Origin of the sequence: Mesorhizobium sp. dw_380, from assembly GCF_018588885.1 — a bacterium.
In the GTDB taxonomy this organism is placed as follows: Bacteria; Pseudomonadota; Alphaproteobacteria; order Rhizobiales; family Rhizobiaceae; genus Mesorhizobium.
The window spans coordinates 1-25,532 of record NZ_JAFFIW010000030.1 but is presented as its reverse complement, the minus strand read 5'-3'; the positions used below and the strand labels follow the sequence as shown (position 1 = coordinate 25,532).

Genomic DNA, 25,532 nt, shown 5'->3' with positions numbered 1-25,532 from the left:
AGAACTATCATGCGTAAATGGAAAATCGCGTTGGGAACGGCTGTCGCGCTGGGCGCCATCTCGGTGGCCAGCGTCCACCTCCTCGACATGGGCAACCTCAGGCTCAGCTCCGGCACGGCCGGAGCGGCAACGCCCGCTCCAGCGGCATTCGTCATGCCGGTGCCGGTGGCGAGCGTGGTGAAGAAGACGATCCCGATCTATCTCGACTATGCCGCCCGCATCGAGCCGATCCGCAGCATCACGCTGCAAGCGCGCGTCCCCGGCTACCTGCAGGAACAGACGGCGCAAGACGGCGCCGATGTGCGGCAGGGCGACCTTCTCTACAAGATCTCGCCTGACGACTTCCAGGCCGCGCTCGACCAGGCGAAAGCCCAGGTCCAGCGGGATACGGCGACGCTCGATTATGCGCGGTCCAATCTCGGCCGCGGCACCGAGCTCGCCAAGAGCGGTTACCTGGACAAGGACAGCTTCGACCAGCGCACCAGCACCTTGCGCGAGGCGCAGGCCTCGCTGGCGCTCAACCAGGCGGCGGTGCGCACGGCGGAGCTCAATCTGAGCTACGCAGAAATCCATGCTCCGTTCAACGGGCGCCTGGGCCGCAACCAGGCCTCGGTCGGAACGCTGGTCAGCGTAGCCGGCACGGTGCTCAACACGCTGGTGCAACTCGACCCGATCTATGTCACCTTCAATCCGAGCGAGACGGATCTGGCCGAGATCGAGCAGGCACGCGCAGCCGGCCCGATCGAGGTGGAGGTCCTGCTGCCGGGCGAGACCGAGACCGGCCAGAAGGGCGAACTCACCTTCATCGACAACACGGTCGACCATTCGACCGGCACCATCACCGCACGCGCCACCATCGGCAATGCGAAGTTCACGCTCATACCTGGCCAGTACGTTCGCGTGCGGCTGCACATCAAGCAGCAACCCGACGCGCTGATGGTGCCGCAGACGGCACTGGGCTCGAGCCAGCTCGGCAAATATCTCTACGTCGTCGGCAAGGGCAACACGGTCGACCAGCGGCTGGTCTCGATCGGCCCGACGAGCGGCGACCTGATCGCCATCCTGAGCGGCGTCTCTGAAGGCGACCAGGTGATTACAGGCAATCTGCAGAAGATCGGCCCCGGAATGCCGATCTCGCCACTGCCACAGAAACCGGCTACCTGAATCCCCCGCAGGCCCGGTTTCCGCGCGGCGTCCTCGACCTTTTCTCAGGTCGTGGGCGCCGCTTTCACGAGCAGGCCAACAAGAGCGGCCACATCGGCGCGGTCGGCCTTGGCCGGTGGCATGAAGGCGCAGTAGGGGTGACCGAGGCGCACCGAGATCGGCGACAGCGCGATCAGGCGGCCGGCCTCCAGGTCGGCCTGCGCCATCACCCGCTGGCCAAGCGCCATGCCCAGACCCAACCTCGCTGAAGCTATCGCCAGACTGGATAGCCCGACACGCCGCCCGTGCGACGGGTCGGGCGCGCGGCTGCCGCCGCATGCCGCGAACCAATCGGCCCAGGTCGGGTGCGAGGCGTAGTTCGGGCCCCAATTGGTGTGGATGAACAGGCCCTCATGCAGTTCCATGAGGCTTGGGTCGCCATTGCCATGCCGGTGCCAGAACTCCGGCGCGCAGACCGGCAGCACATCGTCATGGACGAGGCGGATCATCCGCAGGCTGGGATAGTGATAGTCGCCGTAGGAGATGCGCAGATCGACGTTCTGGCGCATCAGATCGATCGGATCATCCTCTGCCCGCACATCGATCGCCATGTGCGGGAAAGCTTCGAGAAGTGACGCCAGCCTCGGCGCGAGCCACAGCTCGGCCAGCGAAAACGGCACGCTGACCACAAGCCTTGTTCTCAAGCCGCCTTCAAGCATGCGCCGGCCGACGGCGGCGATGTCGCCAAGCGCACGGGCGGTCTGTGGGTAGATGGCATGGCCGGCATCGGTCAGCGTGATGCGGTTGCCCGTGCGCACGAAGAGCTGCTTGCCGAACCAGGTTTCGAGATTGCGGATCTGCTGGCTGACCGCGGCGGACGATACGCCAAGCTCGCTCGCGGCCAAGGTGAAGCTGCCGGCGCGAGCCGCGACTTCGAAGGTCTTGATCGCATTCAGCGGCGGTAGCCGATCCATACAGGCTCCATAAGTTTTTCTTGCCCAGTCCTAATAATTTTCCGCGTTGAGAGAAAGAATTTTTTGCCGTCCTCTGTGTCCAACCCAGGGAGCACGCGACATGAAAGACATCCTCGATCTCGACCGCTATCCGCTCGACCGCGAAGGCAGCGCCGAATGGACCCGCCTTATCGAGCTGTCCATCGCAGCGCTCGAAGACGACGGCATGTTCAATCTCGAAGGCTTTTTGCGGCCCGGCGTCGCCGAACAGGCGGTGGGGGAAATCAAGCCGGTCATGGACACGCAGTCCCATGTCCACAAACGCACGCACAACATCTACTTCAAGCCCAGCATTCCTGAACTCGCGCCCGATCACCCGGCCCTGCGCAAGGTCGAGACTATCAGCCACACCGTCTGTGCCGACCAGATTCCCGGCAGCATGGTGATGGCGATCTACGAATATGAACCGCTTGTGCGTTTCCTCGCGGCGACGATGGGAAAGGCAAAGCTGCATGGCATGCAGGACCCGCTGGCCCGCACCAATGTCATGGCCTATCGCGCCGGCGAGGCGTTGAACTGGCATTTCGACCGCTCGGAATTCACCACGACGCTGCTGCTGCAGCAGGCGGAGCGTGGCGGCGATCTCGAATACCGCACCGATCTCAGATCAGACGACGATCCGAACTATGACGGCGTCGCCCGGCTGCTCGAAGGCCGTGATCCTGAAGCCAGAGTCCTGCGCATGAAACCGGGCACGCTGAATGTCTTTCGCGGCAAGAACACCGCGCATCGCGTCACAACCGTCGAAGGCGAGCGCGAACGCATGATCGCGGTGTTTTCCTACTATGAGAGGCCAGGCGTGATGTTCAGCGCCGAGGAACGGGTCGGCTTCTACGGCCGCGCGGCCTGAGCCGCCCCAGGCGCACTCGGGCCGGGTTGTCGGCGAAGATGAAAATCCGAAAATGGCTCTTGTTAGATTGTCGACAATCTGATTGTCTTGCCGTCTGTTCTCGCTGGAGGTAGCCGGATGGTGAAGACGGATTTCAGCCCGATTGCCGACACGACGCGCCGCGCCGAGATCGTGGCGCTGCTTAGACGCGCGATCCTGACCGGTCAGTTGGAACCCGGCCAGAAGCTCAATGAGCTGCGTATCTCCGAACAGATGCGGGTCAGCCGCGCGCCATTGCGCGAGGCGATGCGCGAGCTGGTGCAGGAAGGTCTCCTGACCAGCATTCCCTATGCCGGCACTTTTGTCATCGACGTCACCGCCAAGGACATCGACGATGCCTATTCGCTGAACAAGGTGCTGGACGAGTTCGCCATCGAACGGACATGGCCGCAGCGCGACCAGCGCTTCTTCGATGAGCTCGACCGGCGCCACGAAGCGGTGAAGCTGGCGACACGCAACCTCGACACCACCCGGCAGATCGAAACCGCGCTGCAACTGCATGGCCTGATCTACGAATGGGCCGACAATTCGGTGCTTCTGGAAACCTGGCAACGGCTGATCAGCCGGTTGCAGATGTATTTCGCTCTGCACCAGCAGGCCCGCAACGAGCCGGTGCCGGCCGAAGACGTCCATGAGACTTACGTGCGACTGATGAAGGGCACCGACATGCGCGCTGCCCAGCGTCATGCCCGCGAGCACATCAACCTCGACTTCGAACAACTGCTCTCTTACGCGCGCGGCCTCGAACAGCGTCCGTCGAAGGGCGCCTGACCCAACCATAGCCAATGGACGGACACGTGCGGATCGAAACCATCAGAGCCTATCATGTCGTGCAGCCCTTCGTGGACGGGCCCTACCGGATGTCCAAGGGGCGCGTCGCCGACGCCTTCGACGCGGTGATCGTCGCCATCACCTCCGACAGTTTGACCGGCTGGGGGGAGATGGCCCCGCTAGGCAATTTTTACTCGGCCGCCTTCCCTGCCGGCACCCGCGCCGGCGTGCCGGAAATCGCGCCGCACCTTATCGGCCAGGATCCGCGTGGGCTGGCCAGCATCGGCCGGCTGATGGACACGGTGTTCAAGGGCCATCCCTACATAAAATCGGCGTTCGACATGGCCTGCTGGGATCTCGCCGCGCGCGCCGCCAACGTGCCGCTGGTAACGCTGCTCGGCGGCAAGGAGAGCGACACGGCCGAGCTCTACAAGGTCGTCACCCATGGCAACGTCGACGCCATGGCCGCACTGGCCAAGCGCATCGTCAAGGACGGCTTCCACCGGCTGCAGGTCAAGGTGGGCGGCAATGTCCATGACGACATCGAGCGCGTCAGCGCGGTTGCCGCTTCGGTGCCGAAAGGTACTGTCATTTTCTGCGACGCCAACGCCGGGTGGACGCCCTATCAGGCACGGCAGTTCGCCGATGCCACGCGCGCCATCGACTACACATTCGAGCAGCCCTGCACGACGATCGATGAGAACATGTCGGTGCGCCGGATGCTCGACAAGCCGATGGTGCTCGACGAATCCGTCACCTCGCTCGAGGAAATGCTGGAAATCCATCGCCGGGGCGCAGCCGACGGATTGACGCTGAAGATCTCGCGGCTCGGCGGCATCACCAAGACCCGCCAGATCCGTGACATCGCCGTCGACCTTGGCTTCATGATCACGGTCGAGGATACCGGCGGCGCCGAAATCGATACCGCGGCGATGGCGCATCTGTCGCTGTCGACGCCGGAAGAGCGCCGGCTGCACGCGATTGCCTTCCATGAGTGGGTGACTGTGCGCACCGCTTCGAACATGCCGCCGGTCACCGGCAGCCGCATGGGTATTCCCGACGGGCCGGGCCTTGGCATCGACGTCGTTCCAGACCTGCTCGGCGCACCGTTCTTCGAGATTGGCGGCTGAGATGAAAATCCGCAGCATCAAGGCCACGCCGATCAATCTGCGCCTCGAAGCGCCCTACGCCTGGGTGTTCGGCGAACTCGATGGGTTTTCTCCAACCATTGTCGAGGTCGAGACCGAGGATGGCTTGATCGGCCACGGCGAGGCGCCGACGGCGGCAGCGGCCGCGATCATCAATGATGTTCTCGCCCAACGCCTGATCGGCCGCGACGCCTTCGACATCGCCGGCGCCGAGCATGTCTGCCTGCCCTTCTGGGCCGGCGTGCAGTCGATCAACGACCGCACCCGCATCATGGCCTTCGGCGCCATCGAAGTGGCGCTGTGGGATCTGCGCGGCAAGGCATGGAACCAGCCGCTCTACCAGCTGCTTGGCGGCGCCGTGCGCAAGGACATCCCGTTCACCGACTATTTCTCGCTGCGGGGCGACGGGCCTGATGTGAAGGGCGAGACCACGCCGGAAGAAGTCGCCGACTATTGCGTCGAACTGCACGAGACCTATGGAACGACCTTCTTCGAAGGCAAATTCTCGACGCAAGACCCGAAAGTCTCGTTGAGAATGGTCGAGCTGATCCGCAAAAAACTTGGCGACGATGTGATGATCCGCATCGATTCCAACCAGGCCTATTCGCTCAGCACCGCCCGGCGGCTGGCGCGGCCGCTGGAGGATCTCGGCGTGCGCAACTGGGAGGATCCGGTGGCGACGATCGAGGAGATGCGCGAACTCAGGCGCCATTGCTCTATCCCGTTCTCGACCCACAACATCGACATTGCGCGCGCCATGGACCTCAAGGTTCCGGACGCCTTCGTCGGCAATCCGACGGCGCATGGCGGCATCGGCCGCATGCTGCGCTTCGTCGGCGCCTGCGAGCACGCCGGCATCGATTTTTGGTGCTACAGCGGTGACAGCGGCATCGGCACTGCCGCCTATCTGCATCTGTGCGCCGCACTCGGCTGGATCCGGGAGCCGAACCAATCGCTGTTTCGCATGCAGCCGACCGACATCACCGAGGAAGGCCCGTTTTCGCCCAGAAACAATGTCGTGCGCGTGCCGGAAGGCCCCGGTCTCGGCGTCACCTTGTCACGGGAAAACCTCGCGGCCTGCCATCGCGATTTCGTCGAGAACGGCCCGTGCAACAAATATCACGACGCGGCGAAGCCAGGGACCTACCGCCGTTTGCCGCTGAACTAGGAGAACCAGAAGAGAAGGAGACGCATTCAAGAATAATGCCCGTCGCCGCGGTCCGCGCGCGTCGGCAGGACCCGATGGATGGACGCATTGCCTCAAGAAAATCTGACCCCTGCGCCGCAAGGATCGGATGAACCAGACAAAACCGCATGCTACAGTCCAATCGACTGACATCGTTGATGGCCGGGACAGGAGAACTCCACGGAATTCATCAACCGCAAGTGCATTCTTCAGCCATAAGAAACAGGGGAAAAGGGTTAAACCCATGAGCAAGAACTATCGCATTCTCGACCTGATCCGGCGCAATCGCTCGCCGCTTGAAAACCATCTCATCGACGGTCTCGTCGACGGTGGCGTCAGCCGCCGCGACTTCGTCCGCCACGGCAGCCTTCTCGGCCTGTCGCTGCCGCTGCTCGGCCGCATCGGCATGGCTGCCGGCCTCGGCGGCATGCCGTCGCTCGCCCGCGCCCAGGGCGCCCCCGGCGCCACCATCCGCGTCGCCAGCAGCGTGCCGGCGGCAGCCATCGACCCAGTCACCATTGCAGATGCCGGCGGCCTGCTGGTCATGCAGCAGGTTGCCGAATTCCTCTGTGTCGACGGCCCCGACCTCGTGCTCAAACCGGCATTGGCCGAAAGCTGGAAACCAAACGACAACGGCTCGGTGTGGACCTTCAAGCTGCGCAAGGGCGTGAAGTTCCACAGCGGCGGCGAAATGAAGGCCGAGGACGTCGTGGCCAGCATTGACCGCCTAGCCGATCCGGCCAACTCGTCCAACGCGCTGTCGGTGTTCACCGGCATCCTGTCGAAAGGCGCCAGCAAGAAGGTCGACGACTATACGGTGGAATTCCACCTCGACGCGCCGAACGGCAACTTCCCCTACATGCTGTCGTCGGACAATTACAACGCCGTCATCGTCCCGGCGAGCTACAAGGGCGACTACGAGAAGAGCTTCGACGGCACCGGCCCGTTCAAGATCGAGAAATACACGCCGAAGGTCGGCGCTTCCTTCGTCCGCAACGAGGACTATTGGGGCGAGAAGGCTCTGCCGGAGCGCACCGAGTTCACCTTCTTCACCGATGTGCAGCCGATGATCCTGGCGCTGCAAGGCGGCCAGGTCGACATCATCAACCAGATGCCGGTGCTGGCCGGCGTTGCCCTGCTCAACGATCCGAGCGTCGACATCATCAGCCTGAAGTCCTCTGCGCATCAGCAGCTGCATCTGCGCTGCGACGACGGCCCGCTGAAGGATGCCCGCGTGCGCCGCGCCATAGCGCTCAGTATCGATCGCGACAAGCTGGTCGCGGGCCTGATGAAGGGGCGCGCCGTGGCGGGCAATGACAGCCCGTTCGCCGCGGTCTATCCTTCGACCGATACCAGCGTGCCGCAGCGCAAGCAGGACATCGCGCAGGCCAAGCAGCTGATGGAAGCAGCCGGTGCCGGCAAGGGCTTCAAGATCACGCTGACCACCGAGCGCTATCTCGAAATCCCCGAATATGCCCAGCTCATCCAGAACTGGGTCAAGGAGATCGGCATCGAGCTCGAGCTCAACATCCTCGACCAGAGCGCTTATTATGGCGACGCGGTGTTCGGCAAATCGAACTGGCTGGATTCGGTGATGGGCATCACCGACTACGGCCATCGCGGCGTACCGAACGTCTATCTTGCCGCGCCGCTGAAGAGCGAAGGCACCTGGAACGCGGCGCATTTCAAGAACAAGGACTATGACGCGCTGGCGACCAGCTATATCGCGGCACTCGATCTCGAGGCGCAGAAGGCGACGGCGGGCAAGATCCAGAAGCTGCTGCTCGAGGAAACGCCTGTCATCTTCGGCTATTTCTACGACTATCTGACGGCGACGGCGAAAGGCGTGGCCGGCGTGCAGCCGACCGCCATGTCGCAGCTGTTCCTCGAAAAGGCATCGAAGGCCTAGGCGGAAAGGGAAGCCAATCCTCTAACAGCCAGCTCCCGCGCGGGGCTGGCTCCACAAGGAGTCTTAGCCATTCTCTCCTTCTTTGCACGGCGTGTCTCGCTGTCGCTGGTTACGTTGTTCCTGCTCAGCATCATGGTGTTTCTGGGCGGCCAGGTGCTGCCTGGCAATGTCGGGCGCGCGATCCTGGGGCCGTTCGCCGACCAGCGCGCGGTGGACGCGCTCAATCACACGCTCGGCGTCGATCGCCCGCTGCTCACCCAATATGCGACCTGGATCTGGAATTTTGTGCGGGGCGACATGGGCACGTCCTACATCTTCCGCTCGCCAGTGGCGCCGTTCGTCATCGATGCCTTGGGCAATTCGATGAAGCTGGCTGCGGTCGCCTTCGTGCTGGTGGTGCCGATCGGCATTCTGGGCGGCGTCATTGCGGCGCTCAACCTCAACCGCCCGCTCGACCGCATCATCAGCCTTGGCGGCCTCTCGGTGACGGTGCTGCCGGAGTTCGTCACCGGCATCATCCTGATCCTGATCTTCGGCGTGTGGTTGCGCTGGCTGCCGATCTCGGCGGCATGGCCGAAGAACGCCGGCTTCTTCACCCAGCTCTATTACCTGATCCTGCCGTCGCTACCGCTGTTCCTGGTGCTGTTCGGCTATATCGCCCGCATGGCGCGCTCCGGCATGATCGAGGCGCTCGATTCCGACTATACGCGAACGGCGGTGCTTAAGGGCCTGCCCTGGCGCACGGTGATCTGGCGCCATGTGCTGCGCAATGCGCTGCTGCCGACCATCACCGTCATCGCCACGCAAACCGGTTATCTCATCGGCGGCCTGGTGGTGATCGAGACGCTGTTCCGCTACCAGGGCATCGGCTCGCTGATCTTCACCGCCGCGCGCGGCAAGGATTTTCCGATGCTGGAATCGGGCATCCTCACCATAGGCATCGTCTATGCCGTGGCGACGTTGATCGCCGACTTTCTCTACTCCGTGCTCAATCCACGTATCCGGCTGGGATCAGACCAATGAGCGCCGTCCAGACCACCTCTCCCGCTCAAGACGACACGCGCCGGCGTAGCCCCCTTGCGGAAGTCCTGTTTTCGCTCATGCGCTCGCGAACCTTCCTTGTCGGTCTTGCCATCGTGCTGTTCTGGGTCGCCTGCGCGCTGTTCGGCGAACATTTCGCGCCCTACGACCCGCTTGCCGACGACATCATCAATGCTCTGGCGCCACCTTCGTCGGAACATTGGTTCGGCACCGACCAGATCGGCCGCGACGTCTTCTCGCGCGTCATCGTCGGCTCGCGCGACATCCTCACCGTCGCCCCGCTGGCGACACTGCTGGCGACGGTTGCCGGTACCGCACTCGGCCTGCTCACCGGCTATTTCCGCGGCATCGTCGACGATGTCGTCAGCCGCATCCTCGAAGCGTTCATGGCCATTCCGGTGGTCATCGTGGCGCTGCTCGCCATCGTCGCGCTCGGCACCTCCAAGACCACCGTCATCATCGTTATCGGGCTGAGCTTCGCGCCGATCATCGCGCGCACCGTGCGCTCGGCAGTGCTGGCCGAGCGCGAACTCGACTATGTCGCCGCGGCCCAGCTTCGGCATGAGAGTGCGCTGCACACGATGTTCGTCGAGATCCTGCCCAACGTCATCCCGCCGATCCTGGTCGAGACCACCGTGCGGCTGGGCTATGCCATCTTCGCGGTCGCCACGCTCTCCTTCATGGGGTTCGGCATCCAGCCGCCATCACCCGATTGGGGACTCTCGATCTCCAGCAATTACGGCATGATCGGCGGCGGCTTCTGGTGGACGGTGCTGTTCGACGCGCTCGCCATCGCCTCGCTAGTGATCGGTGTCAATCTGGTGGCCGACGGCGTTCATGGAGCGCTCAATGACTAACTCCGCCCAGGCCCGGAACACGAAGGCGGAAAACGCCCTCGAACTCAGCGATCTGTCGGTTGCCTACCGCGTTGCCGGGCGCAACCGCGCCGTGCTGCGCAATCTCAGCCTCAACATCAAGCAGGGCGAGGCCTACGGGCTGGTCGGCGAATCCGGCTGCGGCAAATCCACCGTGGCGCTCACCGTTGTGCGCTATTTGCCAAGGAACGGATCGATATCAGGCGGCGCGATCTCGCTCGACGGCCAGAATGTGATGAAGCTGGACGGCGAGGCCTTGCGGCGCGCCCGCGCCGAAAGCGTCTCCATGGTCTACCAAGATCCGGGCAAGGCGCTGAACCCGTCGATCCGCGTCGGCCGCCAGCTGACCGAGATTTTCGAGCTTGGCGGCATAACGGGACAGGCAGCCACCGAGCGCGCCATCGCCATGCTGAACCGGGTGCGCATCTCCGATCCGCCAAGCGTCATGCAGCGTTACCCGCATCAGCTTTCCGGCGGCATGCAGCAGCGCGTGGCGATCGCCATGGCGCTGGCCAACGATCCCTCGATGCTGATCCTCGACGAGCCGACCACCGGGCTCGATGCGACCGTCGAGGCCGAAGTGCTCGACCTGATCGCGCAGCTCAGACAAGAGCTCTCGGCGTCGATCCTGTTCATCAGCCACAACCTCGCCGTCGTCTCCAACATGTGCGACCGGGTCGGCGTGCTCTATGCCGGCATGCTGGTCGAGGAAGGGCCGACCGAAATCGTCTTCAACGATCCGCGCCATCCTTACACGGTGGCGCTGCTGCGTTGCCTGCCGCGCGGCGGTCAGCGCAAGGACCAGGGCCGGCTCGACACCATTCCCGGCTTCCTGCCCGGCATTGGAGCCGACATCAAGGGCTGCGCCTTTGCAGATCGCTGCGCGCTCGCCGACGATCGCTGCCGCACCGAATTGCCGCCGCTCTATGATCTGGGTGGCCGGCTGTCACGCTGCTTCTACCATGACAAGGCGCAATCCCTGCCGCGCGCAACGCCGAGCAATGTGCCGGCACCGGCGCCGAAGCCGGCGGCAGCACCCGTGCTGCGCGTCGCGGGGCTGAACAAGACCTATGCCAGCCACGGTCATGCGCTGCGCGCCGTCAAGGACGTCTCGCTCGACCTCAGGCCTGGCGAGACGCTGGGGTTGGTTGGCGAGTCCGGCAGCGGCAAGACCACCTTCGCCAGACTGCTGCTCGGCCTTGTGCCGCCCGATGACGGCGGCACCATCGAGCTCGAAGGCAAGGCGCTGGCGCCGAAGCTGGAGAACCGCGGCGACGACCAGGTCAAGGCGATGCAGATCGTCTTCCAGAATCCGGATTCGGCGCTGAACCGCTCGCATTCGATCCGCCACCTCATCGGCCGGGCGCTGAAGCGGCTGGCTGGCTTGAGGGGCAAGGCACTGGAAGCCCGCCTCAACGACCTTGTCCGCTCGGTGCGCCTCACAGACCGGCATCTGGCCGTCAAGCCGCGCCAGCTGTCGGGCGGCCTCAAGCAGCGCGTCGCTATTGCGCGCGCCTTCGCCGGCGATCCGCGCATCGTCGTCTGCGACGAGCCGACCTCGGCACTCGACGTCTCCGTCCAGGCGGCAATCCTCAACCTGCTCGCCGACCTGCAGGCCAAGGAAGATGTCAGCTACATCTTCATCTCGCACGACCTTGGCGTCGTGCGTTACCTCTCCGACAAGATCGCCGTGCTCTATCTCGGCCGCATCATGGAGATCGGGCCATCGGAACAAGTCTTCTCCGGCCCGCATCATCCCTACACCGAAGCGCTGCTGTCGGCCGTGCCCAAGCTCGACCAGACCGAGACGGCGCGTATTCGGCTCGACGGCGAAATCCCCAGCGCCACCAATCCGCCCTCGGGCTGCGTGTTCCACACGCGCTGCCCGCGCAAGATCGGCCCTATCTGCGAGCAGCAGGAGCCGCCGCTGTCCGAGGCTCAGCCCGGACATTCGATCCGTTGCCATATCCCCTACGCGGAGCTGGCAAGGTTGCAGAAGACGGTGGTGGCAGAACCGGCATAAGCAACGCATCGCAGGGGTGATCGCATTGCCTGGCTGGTTACATCCGGCCGGCCATGCCCAGGGAACGGTCGGCTTCCGAGAAGCCCTGATCGCTGGTCCAGTCCTTGGCAAGCGAGCGCAAGCCCTTCAGCGCGACATCGAGCACCTCCGACGATGCGGGATTGCTGGGATAGGCAAGGTAGATCGGGCGCTGGAATACCGGCGCGTTGTCGATGCGCCGCATCTCGCCGCGCTCGATATGGCCACTGACGGCGCTGAGCGGCAGATAGGCTGCCGCTCGCTGCGACAGTACATGCTGCAGCCCGATGAAGACCAGCCCGGCCGAAATGGCCGGCTTGACCATGCCGGCAAAGGCGCGGTCGTGCTCGATACGGAATTCGAGCCCCCAGTCCATCAGGATGTAGTTCTCGGTCCACGGCTTCGTCTGCGCTGCATGCTGGACCAGCACGACCTGATCGACCGCCAGTGTTTCGTAGACGATGCCAGGATGCGGGCGTGGCAGATAGAGGATGCAGATATCGAGCAGACCTTCCGCCAGCTGGTCGATCGCCAGATCCGGGAAACTGCCCTCGAGCCTTAGCGCGACGTTCGGCCGTTCGGCACGCATCCACTCGACCCATGGCGAGGTGATCAAGTCCCACAGATAGGCGGGAGCGGTCAGCCGCAGCAGTGTTTCATAGCCATCGGGAACGGCGATGTCCTGCCTCGATTGCTCCCAGGTGCGGGTGATGGAGGATGCGTGCGGCAGGAATTGCCGGCCGGCCGGCGTGAGCGTGACGCCATCGCGATCGCGCACGAAAAGCCGGCGCCCCAGCTGCTCCTCCAGCCCTCTGATCCGCGCACTGACCGTGGATTGCGCAAGGTTGAGCCGGCTGGCAGCTATGGTGAAGCTGCCATGTTCCGCAACCTCCAGGAAACTGCGCAGGTTTTCGGTATCCATGGCTTTGCTCCTTCATCGAAAATTTCGATGAGCCCCATCAAAAAATATCGCTTTCCGGTCGCGGTCAACAATGACCTAAATGGCCAATCTCCCTAGGGCAAGCAAGGAATGCAGCCATGCCAAGGCATTTCAGGATGATCGACGCCACTCGCAGAAATCTCAGTGCAATCGAAAATTCCGCTGTCGACGAATTGCTGGCGGGCAGGCTCGACCGGCGCGATTTCCTGCGCCATGGCAGCGTGCTTGGCCTTTCGCTGCCGTTCCTGGGCAGCCTTGTCGCAGCTGCCGGCCTCGGCATGCAGAAGGCACGCGCCGAAGGCAAGCCGGGCGGCACGGTGCGCGCCGGCGTCGCGACGCCAGGCGGCGCCATCGATCCGGTGACCTATTATGACAGCGGCAGCTACCAACTGGTTTTCCAGACCGCCGAGTTCCTGTGCATCACCCAGCCCGACCTCACTCTGAAACCAGTGCTGGCGGAAAGCTGGACGCCGAACGAGGACGGCAGTGTGTGGACTTTCAAGCTGCGCAAGGGCGTGAAATTCCACAATGGGGAGGATTTCAAGGCCGACGACGTCGTCGCGACCTTCGACCGGCTGGCTGACCCCAAGGGCGCCTCGAATGCGCTTTCCGTGTTCAAGGGCCTGCTGTCGAAGGGCGGCACACAGAAGGTCGATGACCACACCGTCGCCTTCCATCTCGATGCGCCGAACGGCAGCTTTCCCTATTCGGTGTCGATCGACAACTACAACGCCGTCATCCTGCCGGCGAGCTACAAGGGCGACTACGAGAAAACCTTCGAAGGCACAGGCCCGTTCCGGCTCGAGACCTACACGCCGAAGGTCGGCGCGACCTTCGTGCGCAATACCGATTATTGGGGCGAGAAGGCGCTGCCCGACCGGCTCGAGTTCAAATTCTACGGCGACGTGCAGCCGCGTATCCTGGCGCTGCAGGCCGGCGAGGTCGATATCCTCGATGCGGTGCCGCTCGATGTCAGCCAGGTGGTGCTGAACAGCTCCGACATCACGGTGCTGCGTGTCGCCTCCACCGCGCACCGCCAGCTCCACATGCGCTGCGACACCGGTCCCTTCACCGACAAGCGCGTGCGCCAGGCTCTGGCGCTCAGCATCGATCGCTCCAAGCTGGTCGATGGCCTGTGCCGCGGCATGGCGGCGACCGGCAATGACAGCCCGTTCGCGCCGGCCTTCCCCGCGACCGACAAGACGGTGCCGCAGCGGGTCCAGGACATCGCAAAGGCCAAGCAGCTCCTGGAAGCGGCGGGCCTCGCAGGCGGGTTCGATATCACACTGACGACGCTGCGCTATTCCGACATTCCGGGCTATGCGCAGCTGTTCCAGAATTTCGCCAAGGAAATCGGCGCGCGCATCTCGCTCAACATCGAGGACCAGGACAAATATTACGGCAAGGCGGTGTTCGGCCAATCGGACTGGCTGGACAGCCCGCTCGGCATCACCGATTACGCGCATCGCAGCGTGCCCAACGTCTTCCTGAAGAGCCCGCTGGTCGGCGACGGGCCGTGGAACGCGGCGCATTTCAAGAGCCCGGCCTATGACGGCATGGTCACCAGTTACCTCAAGGCACTCGACATCGGCGCACAGCGCGCGGCTGCCTCCGACATCCAGAAGCTGCTGCTCGACGAGACGCCGGTCATCTTCAGTTATTTCCCGGATCTGCTGGTGCCGGTGCGCAAGAATGTCAGCGGCTTGCCGCCGATCGCTGCCGGGCTGCTGCTTGATCGTGTATCCATAGGCTGACCGTGTCCAACCGCGCGGCCGCCAAGACAAGAAGACGGGAGACTACCATTCGCAAGCCTCATTTGCGCGGTCGCGGACCGCATTTCCCCGTGCTCGACATCATCGTGCAGTATGAGTTCGAGCCGGGCTACATCGCCTTCACCATGCCGATGCAGAAGCGGCTGCGCGTGCAGGTAGGATCGATGATCGTCGCCGACACCACCAAGGCGCTGGTGCTCTACGAGAGCGACCATCTGCCGGTCTATTACTTTCCGATGAGTGACGTGCGCGAGGAGTTCCTGCTGCCCAGCGCGACGACAACCGAGAGCCCGTTCAAGGGCGTCGCCACGCATTATTCCCTGAACACCGGCATCACGCTGGTCGAAGATGCCGCCTGGCGCTATCTCGACCCGGTCAAGGGATCCCCGCTCCTCTCGGACTACATGTCCTTCTATTGGCCCAAGATGACCCACTGGTATGAGGAAGACGAAGAAATCTTCGTGCACGCCCGCGATCCGTTCCGCCGGGTCGACTGCTTGCCATCCTCGCGGCGGGTGCAGGTCATCCTCGACGGCGAGCAGGTTGCCGATTCACGCCGCGGCGTCTTCCTGTTCGAGACCGGCCATCCGGTGCGCCACTATCTGCCGATTTCGGACACGCGGCTCGATATGTTCGCGCCGAGCCGCTACATTTCGCGCTGCCCCTACAAGGGCATTTCCAACTACTATCACGTGACGACGCCCAAGAAGCGGCACGAGAACCTCGTCTGGTACTATCCGGAGCCGGTACACGAAGCCGAACGCATCAAGGGACTGGTCTGCTTCCACCACGAACTGGTCGACAAGATCCTGGTCGACGGCGTGGAAATCCCGAAAGAGGCGACGGCCGCCTCGAACGGCTATTTCTGAGCATCGGCGCCTGTTAATCCGCTTGGGCACACGGGGCGCTTGATCGAAGCATGGTTCAATGCGTACCCTCTCTGAGACAGGGAGGGCATGATGGATATTTTCAAGCTGGACGGCGATGTCGCGCTGGTCACCGGGGCCGGCAGCGGCATCGGCCAGGCAATCGCGATCGGACTGGCCGAGGCCGGCGCCGACGTCGCCTGTTTCGGTCATGCATCGAAGGGCGGGCTGGACGAAACTGCTCACAGGATCACGGCGCTCGGCCGCAAGGCGCTTGTCCTGACCGGCACGGTGACATCGGAGAGCGACCTCGCGGCCGCGATCGATCACGTCGAGGCCGAACTGGGTGCGCTGACGGTGGCCGTCAACAATGCCGGTATCGCCGGTTCGGAGCCGGCCGAGACGATGCCGTTGGAAAAATGGCAGAGGGTGCACGAGGTCAATGTCGCCGGCGTGTTCCTGTCCTGCCAGGCCGAATCGCGCAAGATGCTGGCGCGGCGCAAGGGCTCGATCATCAACATCGCCTCGATGTCGGGCACGATCGTCAATCGCGGGCTGACGCAGGCGCATTACAACTCCTCAAAAGCCGCCGTCATTCACATGTCGAAGAGCCTCGCCATGGAGTGGGCCGACCGCGGGCTGCGCGTCAATGTCGTCAGCCCGGGCTATACGCTGACGCCGATGAACAAGCGGCCGGAGGTGGCGGAGGAGGTGAAGATCTTCAAGCGCGACACGCCGATGGGACGCATGGCAGCGCCGGAGGAAATGGTCGGGCCGACGGTGTTCCTGGCCAGCCGCGCCTCGAGCTTCGTCACCGGCCTCGATCTGATCGTCGATGGCGGCTATGTCTGCTGGTAGGAATGTCCAACGGCCGGGTTCGACTTCGCCTACGGTCTGAATTTATGCGTCACGCAAAGCCTTAGTCGTTGCGCGCGATGAACGTTGGTATATATAATTTCATCCCATGAAACGGCCGTGGCGAGAAGGGGCTTGCCGGGCTGATAGCCGAGATCATGAGACCTTGATGGCTCGCACCTTGCAGGGCGCCGCAAGACTGGCAATTGATCCGCAGGTGATCGCTCCCGCAGCGATCCATCGGCAGTCATGACGCTGACCCTCCCGGCATATTTCATCACCACCGAAATTCAGCACCATCTTGCCTGCGCAGGCTTCAGCCGCGACACGGCGGCAACGGCCTTGCGCAACGATAGGTCTTTCCAACACAATCAAGAAAAGTCGCAAGAAGGGAACGAACGATAACCGCCACAGCTTGAAGGAGAACAAGCATGTCATTTCGGAGCAGAATTTCGAAACTATCGATGGGCGCTGTCGCGCTCGCGACGCTTAGCCTGCTGACACCTTCCGCCCAAGCCGCGGCCCCGGAATCCAACGACCCGATCAAGATCGCGCTTTTCGACTGGACCAGCGTCAATCTGAACGCCAAGATCCTCGGCGGCATCCTGGAAAAGCTCGGCTATACCGTTGAATATCCGACCGCCGACTACCTCTCAAGCCTGACCACCGGCCTCACCAATGGCGACCTCGATGTCGGCCTGGAATTCTGGGACACGACCGCCGGCGAGGCCATGAAAGCCTCCGACGCGACCGGCCAGACCGAGCGGCTCGGCAAGCTTGGCCCGAAGGCCAAGGAAGAGTGGTGGTTTCCCGAATACATGAAGGAGAAATGCCCGACCCTGCCGGATTGGCATGCCTTGCTCGACGCCACATGCGCGGCTTCGTTCTCGACGGCGGAGACGGCCCCGAAGGGGCGCTATCTCGGCGGCCCGGTGACATGGGAAGGCTTTGACGACGAGCGTGTTGCGGCGCTGAAGCTGCCCTTCACCGTCATCCACGCCGGCACCGATGCGGCGATGTTCGCCGAACTCGATTCCGCCTATCAGCGCAAGGCGCCGATCATGCTGTGGATCTATTCGCCGCACTGGGCGCCGGCCAAATACAAGGGCGAATGGGTGCAATTCCCCGAATACACGCCCGAATGCTACACTGACCCGAAATGGGGCGTGAACCCCGACGCCAAATATGATTGCGGCAAGCCGCATGGCGAAATCTGGAAATACTCCTGGTCCGGCATGAAGGACAAATGGCCGGTCGCCTACAAGGTGGCCAAGGCCTACACGATCGACACCGACGAACTGAACAAGATGAGCGGCGAGATCGACCTCAACGGCAAGACGCCGGAAGACGTCGCCGCCGCCTGGATTGCCGCCCACGAGGCCGACTGGAAAGCCTGGGCGCAGTAATTGTCCCATTGGAAACGCGAGACCCGGCCGTTGATCCGCCGGGCCTCAAGTCTTGATGTTCCAGAAGGACGATTGGATGACGGACGGGACTGAACAGGGGTCGACGCAACCGGGCACGGATGGCCGCCCGGTAAAACTTGCCTGCCGCAACGTGTGGAAGCTGTTCGGCGCGAACGCGACCAATTTCATCCGCGAGCGCGATGGCAAAGCCAGCATGGCCGACGTCACCGCAGCCGGGCTGGTCGGCGCCGTGCGCGCCGTCGACCTCGAAATCCGCCAGGGCGAGATCTTCATCATCATGGGCCTGTCCGGCTCCGGCAAATCGACGCTGGTGCGCTGCATGTCGCGGCTGATCGAGCCGACCCACGGCAAGGTCGAATTCGAGGGCAAGGACCTGCTGAAAATTTCCGATGCGGCACTGATCGAACTCAGACGCCACCGGATGGGGATGGTGTTCCAGAACTTTGCTTTGCTGCCGCATCTCAACGTGCTGGACAACATCGCCTTTCCGCTCAGCATCCAGGGCCAGGACCGGGCGACGCGCGAGGCACGCGCCCGCGAGGTGATCGAACTCGTCGGCCTGCGCGGCCGCGAGCATTTCTATCCGCGTGAATTGTCCGGCGGCCAGCAGCAGCGTGTCGGCATCGCCCGGAGTCTCGCGACAAAGCCGGAAATCTGGTTCCTGGACGAACCGTTCTCCGCACTCGATCCGCTCATCCGACGCGAGATGCAGGATGAGCTGGTGCGGCTGCAGACCATGCTGCACAAGACCATCGTCTTCATCACCCATGATTTCGACGAAGCCATACGGCTGGCCGACCGCATCGCCATCATGAAGGATGGCGAGGTCATCCAGATCGGCACGCCGGAGGAGCTGGTGGTCAATCCAGCCACCGACTATGTCGCCGAGTTCACGCGCGACGTCGACCGCGCCAAGGTGATTTCGGCCCGCAGCCTGATGCGCGCCTGCGATGGCTCGGAGCACGGCGGCACGGTTGCGCCTGAGGCAAAAATAGCCAGCTTCTCGGCCGAGATCGTCACCGCCGGCAAGCCGTTCGCTGTGGTCAACGGCACCGGCAAGCCGATCGGCGAAGTGACGCCGCAAGCGGTGATCGATCTGCTGGCCGGCATCGAGCGCTCCGGAGCCGGCGCATGACGGTGACGGCAAGCGTCAGCGTAGCACGGCCGCCAGTTCAGCGCTGGTTGCTGGTCTGGGCGGCAGCACTTGCAACCGTGCTCGCGGTGTTCCTGCTGCAGGACAGCCTGCCCTGGGCAGTCGACTATCCGGCCGGCGCCGTCATCCCCATCGCTGATTGGGTCAGCGCGCTGATGGGCTGGATCAAGTCGAACCTGTCGTGGCTGACCCGCTCGATCACCGCGGTGCTCGGCGTCCCGCTCGACTTCGCGCTCAATCTGCTGGCCAAGAACTTCAAGATCGGTCATGGCGCGGACGCCTATGTCCTGCCGCGCCTGTCCTGGGTTGGTGTGTGCGCCGCCGCCTTCCTCGCCGGGCATGCCGTGGGCGGCCGGAAACTCAGCATGCTGGTCGGCGGCTGCTTTCTCTACATCGCGCTGTTCGGCCAATGGACCAGCGCCATGCTGACGCTGGCGCTGATCTCCATCGCCGTGCCGTTCTGCATCGTCACTGGACTGTTCGCCGGCATCTGGGCCTGGCGCAAGCCGTGGGCCGAAAGGCTGATCGTTTCCCCTGCCCTTGACCTGATGCAGACGATCCCGACCTTCGCCTATCTCATCCCGATGCTGCTTCTGTTCGGCAACAGCCCAGTCTCTGCAATGATCGCCACTGCCATCTTCGCCACGCCGCCGATGGTGCGGGCGACGATGCTCGGGCTTTCGCGGGTGCCGTCCGAGATCGATGATTTCAGTGAAATGGCCGGCTGCACCGCGCGGCAGAAACTGTGGCGCGTGCTTTTGCCTTCGGCGCGGCCGACGCTGATGGTCGGCGTCAACCAGGTGATCATGCTGGCGCTCAACATGGTGATCATCGCCTCGATGATCGGCGCCGGCGGCCTCGGCTACGACGTGCTGCTCGCGCTGCGCGCGCTGAAGGTCGGCGAGGCGATGGAAGCCGGCCTCGCCATCGTCGCGCTGGCCATCGCGCTCGACCGCCTGAGCCAGGCCATCGCGCACAAGCAGGCGAAGGGGCATGTCCATCAGGTGGCGAGCCCGAATCTGTGGCGGCGCTACCCCAATCTGACACTGGCTGTCGCCATCCTTGCCGTCACCACGCTGATTGGGCTCTTCGTGCCGGTCTTCGCGGCGGTGCCGAAGGCGATCACCTTCACCACCGCGCCGCTGTGGAAGGCGGCGGTGAACTGGGTGACGATCAACTTCTTCGACACGATCGAGGCCTTCCGCGTGGCGCTGATCCTCAACGTGCTGAACCCGCTGCGTGCCTTCTGCGAAGGCTTTCCATGGCTGGGCGCGGTGTTCCTGCTTGGTCTCGCCGGCTATCAGCTCTCAGGCTTGCGCCTGGCCGCGCTTGTCGCGGCGCTGACCGCCTTCTGCGCCATCACCGGCCTGTGGGAAAAGACAATGGCGACGGTCTATCTCTGCGGCATCTCGGCTTTCATCGCTTGCCTGATCGGCATCCCGATCGGGCTCGCGGCCGCGCGCAGCGATCGCTTCGAGAAGATCGTCACACCTATCATCGATACGCTGCAGGTGCTGCCGTCCTTCTGCTTCATCATCCCGGTGGTGATGCTGTTCCGAGTCGGCGACGTCACCGCGATGATCGCAACGATTGCCTTCGCCGTGGTGCCGGCGATCCGCTACACCAATCACGGCATCCGGCAGGTGCCGCCGGCACTGATCGAGGCGGCCAAGGTTTCCGGCTGCACGCCCCGCCAGACCTTCTTTCGCGTGCAATTGCCGCTGGCGCTGCCGGAGATCATGCTCGGCGTCAATCAGACGATCCTGATGGCGCTGGCGATGATCATCATCTGCGCCATGGTCGGCACCCGCGATCTCGGCCAGGAAGTGTTCATCGCGCTGTCCAAGGCCGATTCCGGCCGCGGCATCGTCGCGGGCCTGGCAATAGCCTTCATCGGCATCGTCGCCGACCGGCTGTTCAACGCCTGGACGGCGAAGGCACGGGCGAGGCTTGGCTAGCCAAAATCGAAACTCGGCCGGCTGGCTAAAGCAGTTCACCGTTTCACGGAAACGGCGATCTGCTCTAACTCTTTGTTTTGACGCAATTCCCAAGGGAAAGCGCTACGCGCTTTTCCCGGGAAAACCGTTTCACACTTTCCTGGAATTACTCTATCGCCACGAGCGGCTAGTGAAGGGCTACTGATCCCTACGCCTAAAGACTTACCGCTTCCGGATTATTGTTCGCTCCTACATAGCAGCGTAGGGCTGTCATGGGTCGGGTAGGCTCAACAGGAGAGGGTACAATGTCTAACCGCGTTCCGTTTACTCCCGGTGATCTAATACGTCATCAATGGGGCACCGACGACATCCTCGCAGGCGATCCAAATACGAATATCTTGACCGGCGATGCTGGCGGCAGCCTGCTCGACTTCTCGAGAGGCGGCAACGACACTTTTACGGAAACCGCACCCTCGACCTACATTTTTTTCGGTGACGCGGCTCGAAGCTTGTTCAATTTTTCTCAAGGCGGTGACGACACTTTCACCACGGCGCTGTCGTCCACCACCACCACCGCCTACGGTGACGCGGGCGACGATATGTCGGGCCACAGCAAGGGCGGCAACGACACCTTCAACAGTGGAGTGGCAAGACAGGTGGTCGACACTTTCTACGGTGACGCCGGCGGCAACATGTTCGGCCATGCCCAAGGTGGCGACGACACCTTCCTGACAAGCACTGTCCAAGGAGCTACCCACACCTTCTACGGTGATGCGGGCGGCGAAATGTCGGATCACAGCAAGGGTGGCAGCGACAACTTTCAGGGCTCTAGACAGGCCACCAACACTTTCTTCGGCGACTCCGGCAGCAACATGTCCGGCAGTGCGCAAGGCGGCGACGACAGCTTCACCAGCAGGACCGACTCACTCAACACTTTTTACGGTGATGCCGGCGGCGATATGTCGGGCCACAGCAGGGGTGGCAACGACACCTTCATCGGCGCCTTCTTTTCCACCAGCACTTTCTTCGGTGACGCCGGCGGTGACATGTCGGACCATGCTCAGGGCGGCGACGACCATTACACAGACCTGGGTGGGGCGATCCCGAACAAAACACTCTATGGCGATGCGGGCGGCGGTCTTTCCGGTTTCGCCAAGGGCGGGAACGACACCTTCACGAGCGCCGGTGGCTCGCAGATTACTTTCTACGGCGACGCGGGCGGCACCATGTCCGGCCATGCGCTTGGCGGCGATGACGTGGCGGTGCTGCAAGGCACCCATAATCTGGGCTATGGCGACGCCGCCACGATGCTCGACAGCGCTGTGGGCGGCAACGATGCCCTGACCGGCGGCAACAGGGACTCCGGTCCGGATGTTCTAAACGAGTTGTACGGTGACGCACTTGCTATGTCCGGGTCCGCCAGGGGCGGCAACGATATTCTTACCGGGGGCGCGAACAGCGAAAGCGGACAAGTCAGCAACTTCCTGTGCGGCGACGCCCTACACATGTCCGGCTCGGCCAAGGGTGGAAACGATACCCTGTACGCTGGGAGCGCGGCCCCCGGCTGCACGGTCATCAATGACATGTGGGGTGATGGGCAACTGAGCGAATTCGCTCAGGGCGGCAAAGATCAGTTCATATTCAGGGATGACGGTTCAATGACGGTCGGAATCCAAAATACTATCCAAGACTTCAGCCAGAACCAAGGCGACAGTATCGTGTTTAGTGGTGTGGAGGATGTGCAATCGTTCAATGATCTCACTATCACCCAAGATGGAACCAGCACCATCATTGTCGCAGGAACCGACCAAATTACTCTTGCGAACTTTACGAGCACGCTGACAGCGGGTGACTTTTTGTTCGTCTGAGTGAGCGAAAACCTTTAATGCTATCGAGAGCGAAATAATGAACATAAGGCAGCCCGGTGGCGCTGCCTCCCCCGCCTGGACGGCGCTGTTCAGTTCGGCGGAATGCCGCCGCTCGCCAATGCTATGCTCCCGATCGTGTATCGAAGGTCCTGCGACGCTCCTTCGGCTCGGGATCATGCCTACTCGGCAGCCACCCCTTTCACCTCGAGGTAGCTTTCCATCGAGTCGTCCAGGGCGTGCAGCCAGGGCGTATGATGCAGCGGCGCCATGGTGCCGGTCATCAGCGAGCGGTAGGCGTGGTCGCGGAAGCCCATGATGTTCTCCGCCTTGTGGTGTTCCCACTCCATGAAGGTCTGGTTGACCGCCTCGACGTCGAAGCCGGGATAATCGGTCTGGTCCATCAACTCCTTGGTGTAGTCGCCCTGGAACCAGATCATCTGCTCGGCGTCTTCGAGCGTCTCCTCGCGCGCGCGCCATTTGGCGCCGTGTTCGGCCATCGCTTCGGCCGACGGCAGCTTGATGCGGCCCATGATGACATCGCGAGCGAACCAGGCCTGCGCGTCGAACATGTTGAAGGTGTAGAACTGGTCCTGCATGCCGATGTAGGAGAGTTGCTGGTTCTTCTCCCAGACGACGCCTTCATAGAGGTCCAGCGGCCACATGCGGTTGGCGGTCTTGAGCTTGAGATCGTCGGTGAGGAACGGGAAGGAATGCAGATAGCCGGTGCAGAGGATAATGGCGTCAACATCCTTCGTTGTACCGTCCTTGAAATGCGCTGTCTTGCCGACGACTTTCTGCAGCAGCGGCACCTCCTTCCAATTCTCTGGCCATTTGAAGCCCATGGGCTTCGAGCGGTAGCTGGAGGTGATCGATTTGGCGCCGTATTTGTAGCATTGCGAGCCGATGTCCTCGGCCGAATAGGAGCGGCCGATGATCAGGATGTCCTTGCCCTTGAACTCCATCGCGTCGCGGAAATCATGGCTGTGCAGGATGCGGCCGTTGAAGGTCGAAAAACCTTCGAAATAGGGAACGTTGGGCACGGAAAAATGCCCGGAGGCGACGACGACATTGTCGAACTCTTCCGAATAGGTGACGTCGTTGGTGCGGTCATGCGCGGTGACGGTGAATTTCTTCGTCTCGTCCGAGAACGTCACCATGCGCACCGGGCTGTTGAAACGCACCCATTTGCGCAGGCCAGACTTCTCGACGCGGCCCTTGATGTAATCCCACAGCACGGCACGCGGCGGGTAGGAGCCGATCGGCCGGCCGAAATGCTCCTCGAAGGTGTAATCGGCGAATTCCAGGCATTCCTTCGGTCCGTTCGACCAGAGGTAGCGGTACATCGAGCCGTGCACCGGGTCGCCATGCTCGTCGAGGCCGGTGCGCCAGGTGTAGTTCCACAGGCCGCCCCAATCGGACTGCTTTTCGAAGCAGACGATCTCGGGAATGTCGGCGCCCTTGTCGGCCGCCGACTTGAAGGCCCTGAGCTGTGCCAGGCCGGACGGTCCGGCTCCGATGACGGCAACGCGAGTGTTCATTCCGGGCCTCCTCTTTTTGATTTCCCCAGCGAAACAAATTTCACTGACAGTGACACTAATTGGCGCTTGCCTGCTGTCAACAGACATCTGCGCGAACTGCGTTTGCGCGCAACGAATTCCTGGCGAAAAACCTGCAGCGGCTGCAATCACCGGACAGGCGCATACGACACAAGATGGCTTGCCGTCGCTGTTGCGCTCATGTATCGGCACCTGACATGTTCACCTTGAGTGAAATAAATCCTGACGATTCGGGAGCGACATGGCAAAGGCAATTTCCGATTCCAAGGCCGCTCCCGCGAGCGCAAAGGCAAAACCGCTGCCGAAGGTCTCGGCGGACGGCAAGACCATACGGGCGCCGCTGACGCAGAACCCGCATGCCATACGCGACACCCGTGAGAAGGTGCTGGAGGTGGCGATCGGCCGCGAGGTGCGGGCGTTCCGCAAGAAGCTCGGCATCACGGTCGCCGATCTCGCGGTCGCCACCGACATTTCGCTGGGCATGCTGTCGAAGATCGAGAACGGCATCACATCGCCATCGCTGACCACCTTGCAGGCGCTGTCGCGGGCGCTTGGCGTCCCGGTGACAGCCTTCTTCCGCCGTTTCGAGGAGGAGCGCAGCGCCGTCTTCGTCAAGGCCGGCGAAGGCCTCGATGTCGAGCGCCGCGGCACCCGCGCCGGCCATCAATACAATCTGCTCGGCCATATCGGCTCCAACACCAGCGGCGTGGTCGTCGAACCCTATCTGATCACGCTGACCGAGGATTCCGACGTGTTCCCGACCTTCCAGCACGAGGGGATGGAGTTCCTCTATATGCTGGAGGGCGAGGTCGTGTACCGGCACGGCAGCAACCTCTACCCGATGAAGCCCGGCGACAGCCTGTTCTTCGACGCCGATGCGCCGCATGGGCCGGAGCAACTGACCAAACTGCCGATGCGGTATCTCTCGATCATCTGCTATCCGCAGAGCAGCGCGGGTTAAGGTTTGCCAATCTCCCCCCTCGTGGGGGAGATGTCCGGCAGGACAGAGGGGGGCGCTGTCCCGCCGAATTGTCAATCGATCATCGCCGCGAACTCAGGGAGCGTTTGGTGGTCTTTCGCCGAGGGCAAGGCCGGCGCTCCACGGCGCCCCCCTCTGCCCTGCCGGGCATCTCCCCCTCCAG

21 protein-coding genes are annotated in these 25,532 nt (G+C 62.9%); 18 read left to right on the top strand and 3 right to left on the bottom strand.

The window, feature by feature from the left end; all coding sequences use genetic code 11:
- The first annotated feature begins 9 nt into the window (after positions 1-9).
- Entirely contained in the window at positions 10-1,164 is a 1,155-nt protein-coding gene (locus JT360_RS23925) for an efflux RND transporter periplasmic adaptor subunit (protein WP_214474644.1), read from the top strand.
- A gap of 44 nt (positions 1,165-1,208) precedes the next feature.
- On the opposite strand, the gene JT360_RS23920 is transcribed toward JT360_RS23925, so the two are convergent.
- Positions 1,209-2,117 (bottom strand): LysR substrate-binding domain-containing protein, encoded by a 909-nt coding sequence (locus tag JT360_RS23920; protein WP_214474643.1) that lies wholly within the window; start codon positions 2,115-2,117, stop codon positions 1,209-1,211.
- A gap of 100 nt (positions 2,118-2,217) precedes the next feature.
- Between JT360_RS23920 and JT360_RS23915 the strand changes: the two genes are divergently transcribed.
- The 8 genes from JT360_RS23915 to JT360_RS23880 all read left to right on the top strand — a co-directional run bounded on the left by JT360_RS23915 (position 2,218) and on the right by JT360_RS23880 (position 11,998).
- On the top strand, positions 2,218-3,006 hold the full coding sequence (locus tag JT360_RS23915; protein ID WP_214474641.1) for a HalD/BesD family halogenase: 789 nt from the start codon (positions 2,218-2,220) through the stop codon (positions 3,004-3,006).
- A gap of 117 nt (positions 3,007-3,123) precedes the next feature.
- Complete coding sequence (locus tag JT360_RS23910) at positions 3,124-3,816, top strand: GntR family transcriptional regulator (protein ID WP_214474639.1); 693 nt, start codon at positions 3,124-3,126, stop codon at positions 3,814-3,816.
- Positions 3,817-3,842: 26 nt separating this feature from the next.
- Positions 3,843-4,946 carry a mandelate racemase/muconate lactonizing enzyme family protein gene (locus tag JT360_RS23905; protein ID WP_214474638.1) on the top strand — a complete coding sequence of 368 codons (1,104 nt, stop codon included), beginning with the start codon at positions 3,843-3,845 and terminating at the stop codon, positions 4,944-4,946.
- A gap of 1 nt (position 4,947) precedes the next feature.
- Positions 4,948-6,132: a mandelate racemase/muconate lactonizing enzyme family protein gene (locus JT360_RS23900; RefSeq protein ID WP_214474636.1), complete on the top strand. Its 1,185-nt coding sequence runs from the start codon at positions 4,948-4,950 to the stop codon at positions 6,130-6,132.
- Positions 6,133-6,394: 262 nt separating this feature from the next.
- Positions 6,395-8,059 (top strand): ABC transporter substrate-binding protein, encoded by a 1,665-nt coding sequence (locus JT360_RS23895; protein ID WP_214474634.1) that lies wholly within the window; start codon positions 6,395-6,397, stop codon positions 8,057-8,059.
- Between the two features lie 69 nt (positions 8,060-8,128).
- Positions 8,129-9,082 (top strand): ABC transporter permease, encoded by a 954-nt coding sequence (locus JT360_RS23890; RefSeq protein WP_214474694.1) that lies wholly within the window; start codon positions 8,129-8,131, stop codon positions 9,080-9,082.
- Positions 9,079-9,957, top strand: a complete 879-nt coding sequence (locus JT360_RS23885; RefSeq protein WP_214474632.1) for an ABC transporter permease — start codon at positions 9,079-9,081, stop codon at positions 9,955-9,957. Before JT360_RS23890 ends, JT360_RS23885 begins: the two co-directional genes overlap by 4 nt.
- Entirely contained in the window at positions 9,950-11,998 is a 2,049-nt protein-coding gene (locus tag JT360_RS23880; protein WP_214474631.1) for an ABC transporter ATP-binding protein, read from the top strand. The genes JT360_RS23885 and JT360_RS23880 overlap by 8 nt, the downstream gene beginning before the upstream one ends.
- A gap of 37 nt (positions 11,999-12,035) precedes the next feature.
- Here JT360_RS23880 and JT360_RS23875 read toward each other — a convergent pair whose 3' ends face one another.
- Entirely contained in the window at positions 12,036-12,938 is a 903-nt protein-coding gene (locus JT360_RS23875; protein ID WP_214474630.1) for a LysR family transcriptional regulator, read from the bottom strand.
- Between the two features lie 116 nt (positions 12,939-13,054).
- On the opposite strand from JT360_RS23875, the gene JT360_RS23870 reads away from it, so the two are divergent.
- From JT360_RS23870 to JT360_RS23835, 8 genes are all read left to right on the top strand, one after another.
- Entirely contained in the window at positions 13,055-14,710 is a 1,656-nt protein-coding gene (locus JT360_RS23870) for an ABC transporter substrate-binding protein (protein WP_214474628.1), read from the top strand.
- Between the two features lie 89 nt (positions 14,711-14,799).
- Entirely contained in the window at positions 14,800-15,597 is a 798-nt protein-coding gene (locus JT360_RS23865) for a DUF427 domain-containing protein (RefSeq protein ID WP_352128228.1), read from the top strand.
- A 90-nt stretch (positions 15,598-15,687) separates the two neighbouring features.
- A complete protein-coding gene (locus JT360_RS23860) occupies positions 15,688-16,452 on the top strand; it encodes an SDR family oxidoreductase (RefSeq protein ID WP_214474624.1) in 765 nt (254 codons plus the stop codon).
- A gap of 246 nt (positions 16,453-16,698) precedes the next feature.
- Positions 16,699-16,854: a hypothetical protein gene (locus JT360_RS23855; protein ID WP_214474621.1), complete on the top strand. Its 156-nt coding sequence runs from the start codon at positions 16,699-16,701 to the stop codon at positions 16,852-16,854.
- Between the two features lie 26 nt (positions 16,855-16,880).
- A complete protein-coding gene (locus JT360_RS23850) occupies positions 16,881-17,855 on the top strand; it encodes an ABC transporter substrate-binding protein (protein WP_214474619.1) in 975 nt (324 codons plus the stop codon).
- 76 nt (positions 17,856-17,931) lie between these two features.
- Positions 17,932-19,011: a quaternary amine ABC transporter ATP-binding protein gene (locus JT360_RS23845; RefSeq protein WP_214474617.1), complete on the top strand. Its 1,080-nt coding sequence runs from the start codon at positions 17,932-17,934 to the stop codon at positions 19,009-19,011.
- A complete protein-coding gene (locus JT360_RS23840) occupies positions 19,008-20,987 on the top strand; it encodes an ABC transporter permease (RefSeq protein ID WP_214474615.1) in 1,980 nt (659 codons plus the stop codon). The genes JT360_RS23845 and JT360_RS23840 overlap by 4 nt, the downstream gene beginning before the upstream one ends.
- A gap of 284 nt (positions 20,988-21,271) precedes the next feature.
- Positions 21,272-22,834, top strand: a complete 1,563-nt coding sequence (locus JT360_RS23835) for a hypothetical protein (protein ID WP_214474613.1) — start codon at positions 21,272-21,274, stop codon at positions 22,832-22,834.
- Positions 22,835-23,013: 179 nt separating this feature from the next.
- Here JT360_RS23835 and JT360_RS23830 read toward each other — a convergent pair whose 3' ends face one another.
- Positions 23,014-24,372 carry a trimethylamine monooxygenase gene (locus tag JT360_RS23830; RefSeq protein WP_214474611.1) on the bottom strand — a complete coding sequence of 453 codons (1,359 nt, stop codon included), beginning with the start codon at positions 24,370-24,372 and terminating at the stop codon, positions 23,014-23,016.
- A gap of 259 nt (positions 24,373-24,631) precedes the next feature.
- Between JT360_RS23830 and JT360_RS23825 the strand changes: the two genes are divergently transcribed.
- Entirely contained in the window at positions 24,632-25,351 is a 720-nt protein-coding gene (locus JT360_RS23825) for a helix-turn-helix domain-containing protein (protein ID WP_214474609.1), read from the top strand.
- Positions 25,352-25,532 lie beyond the last annotated feature (181 nt).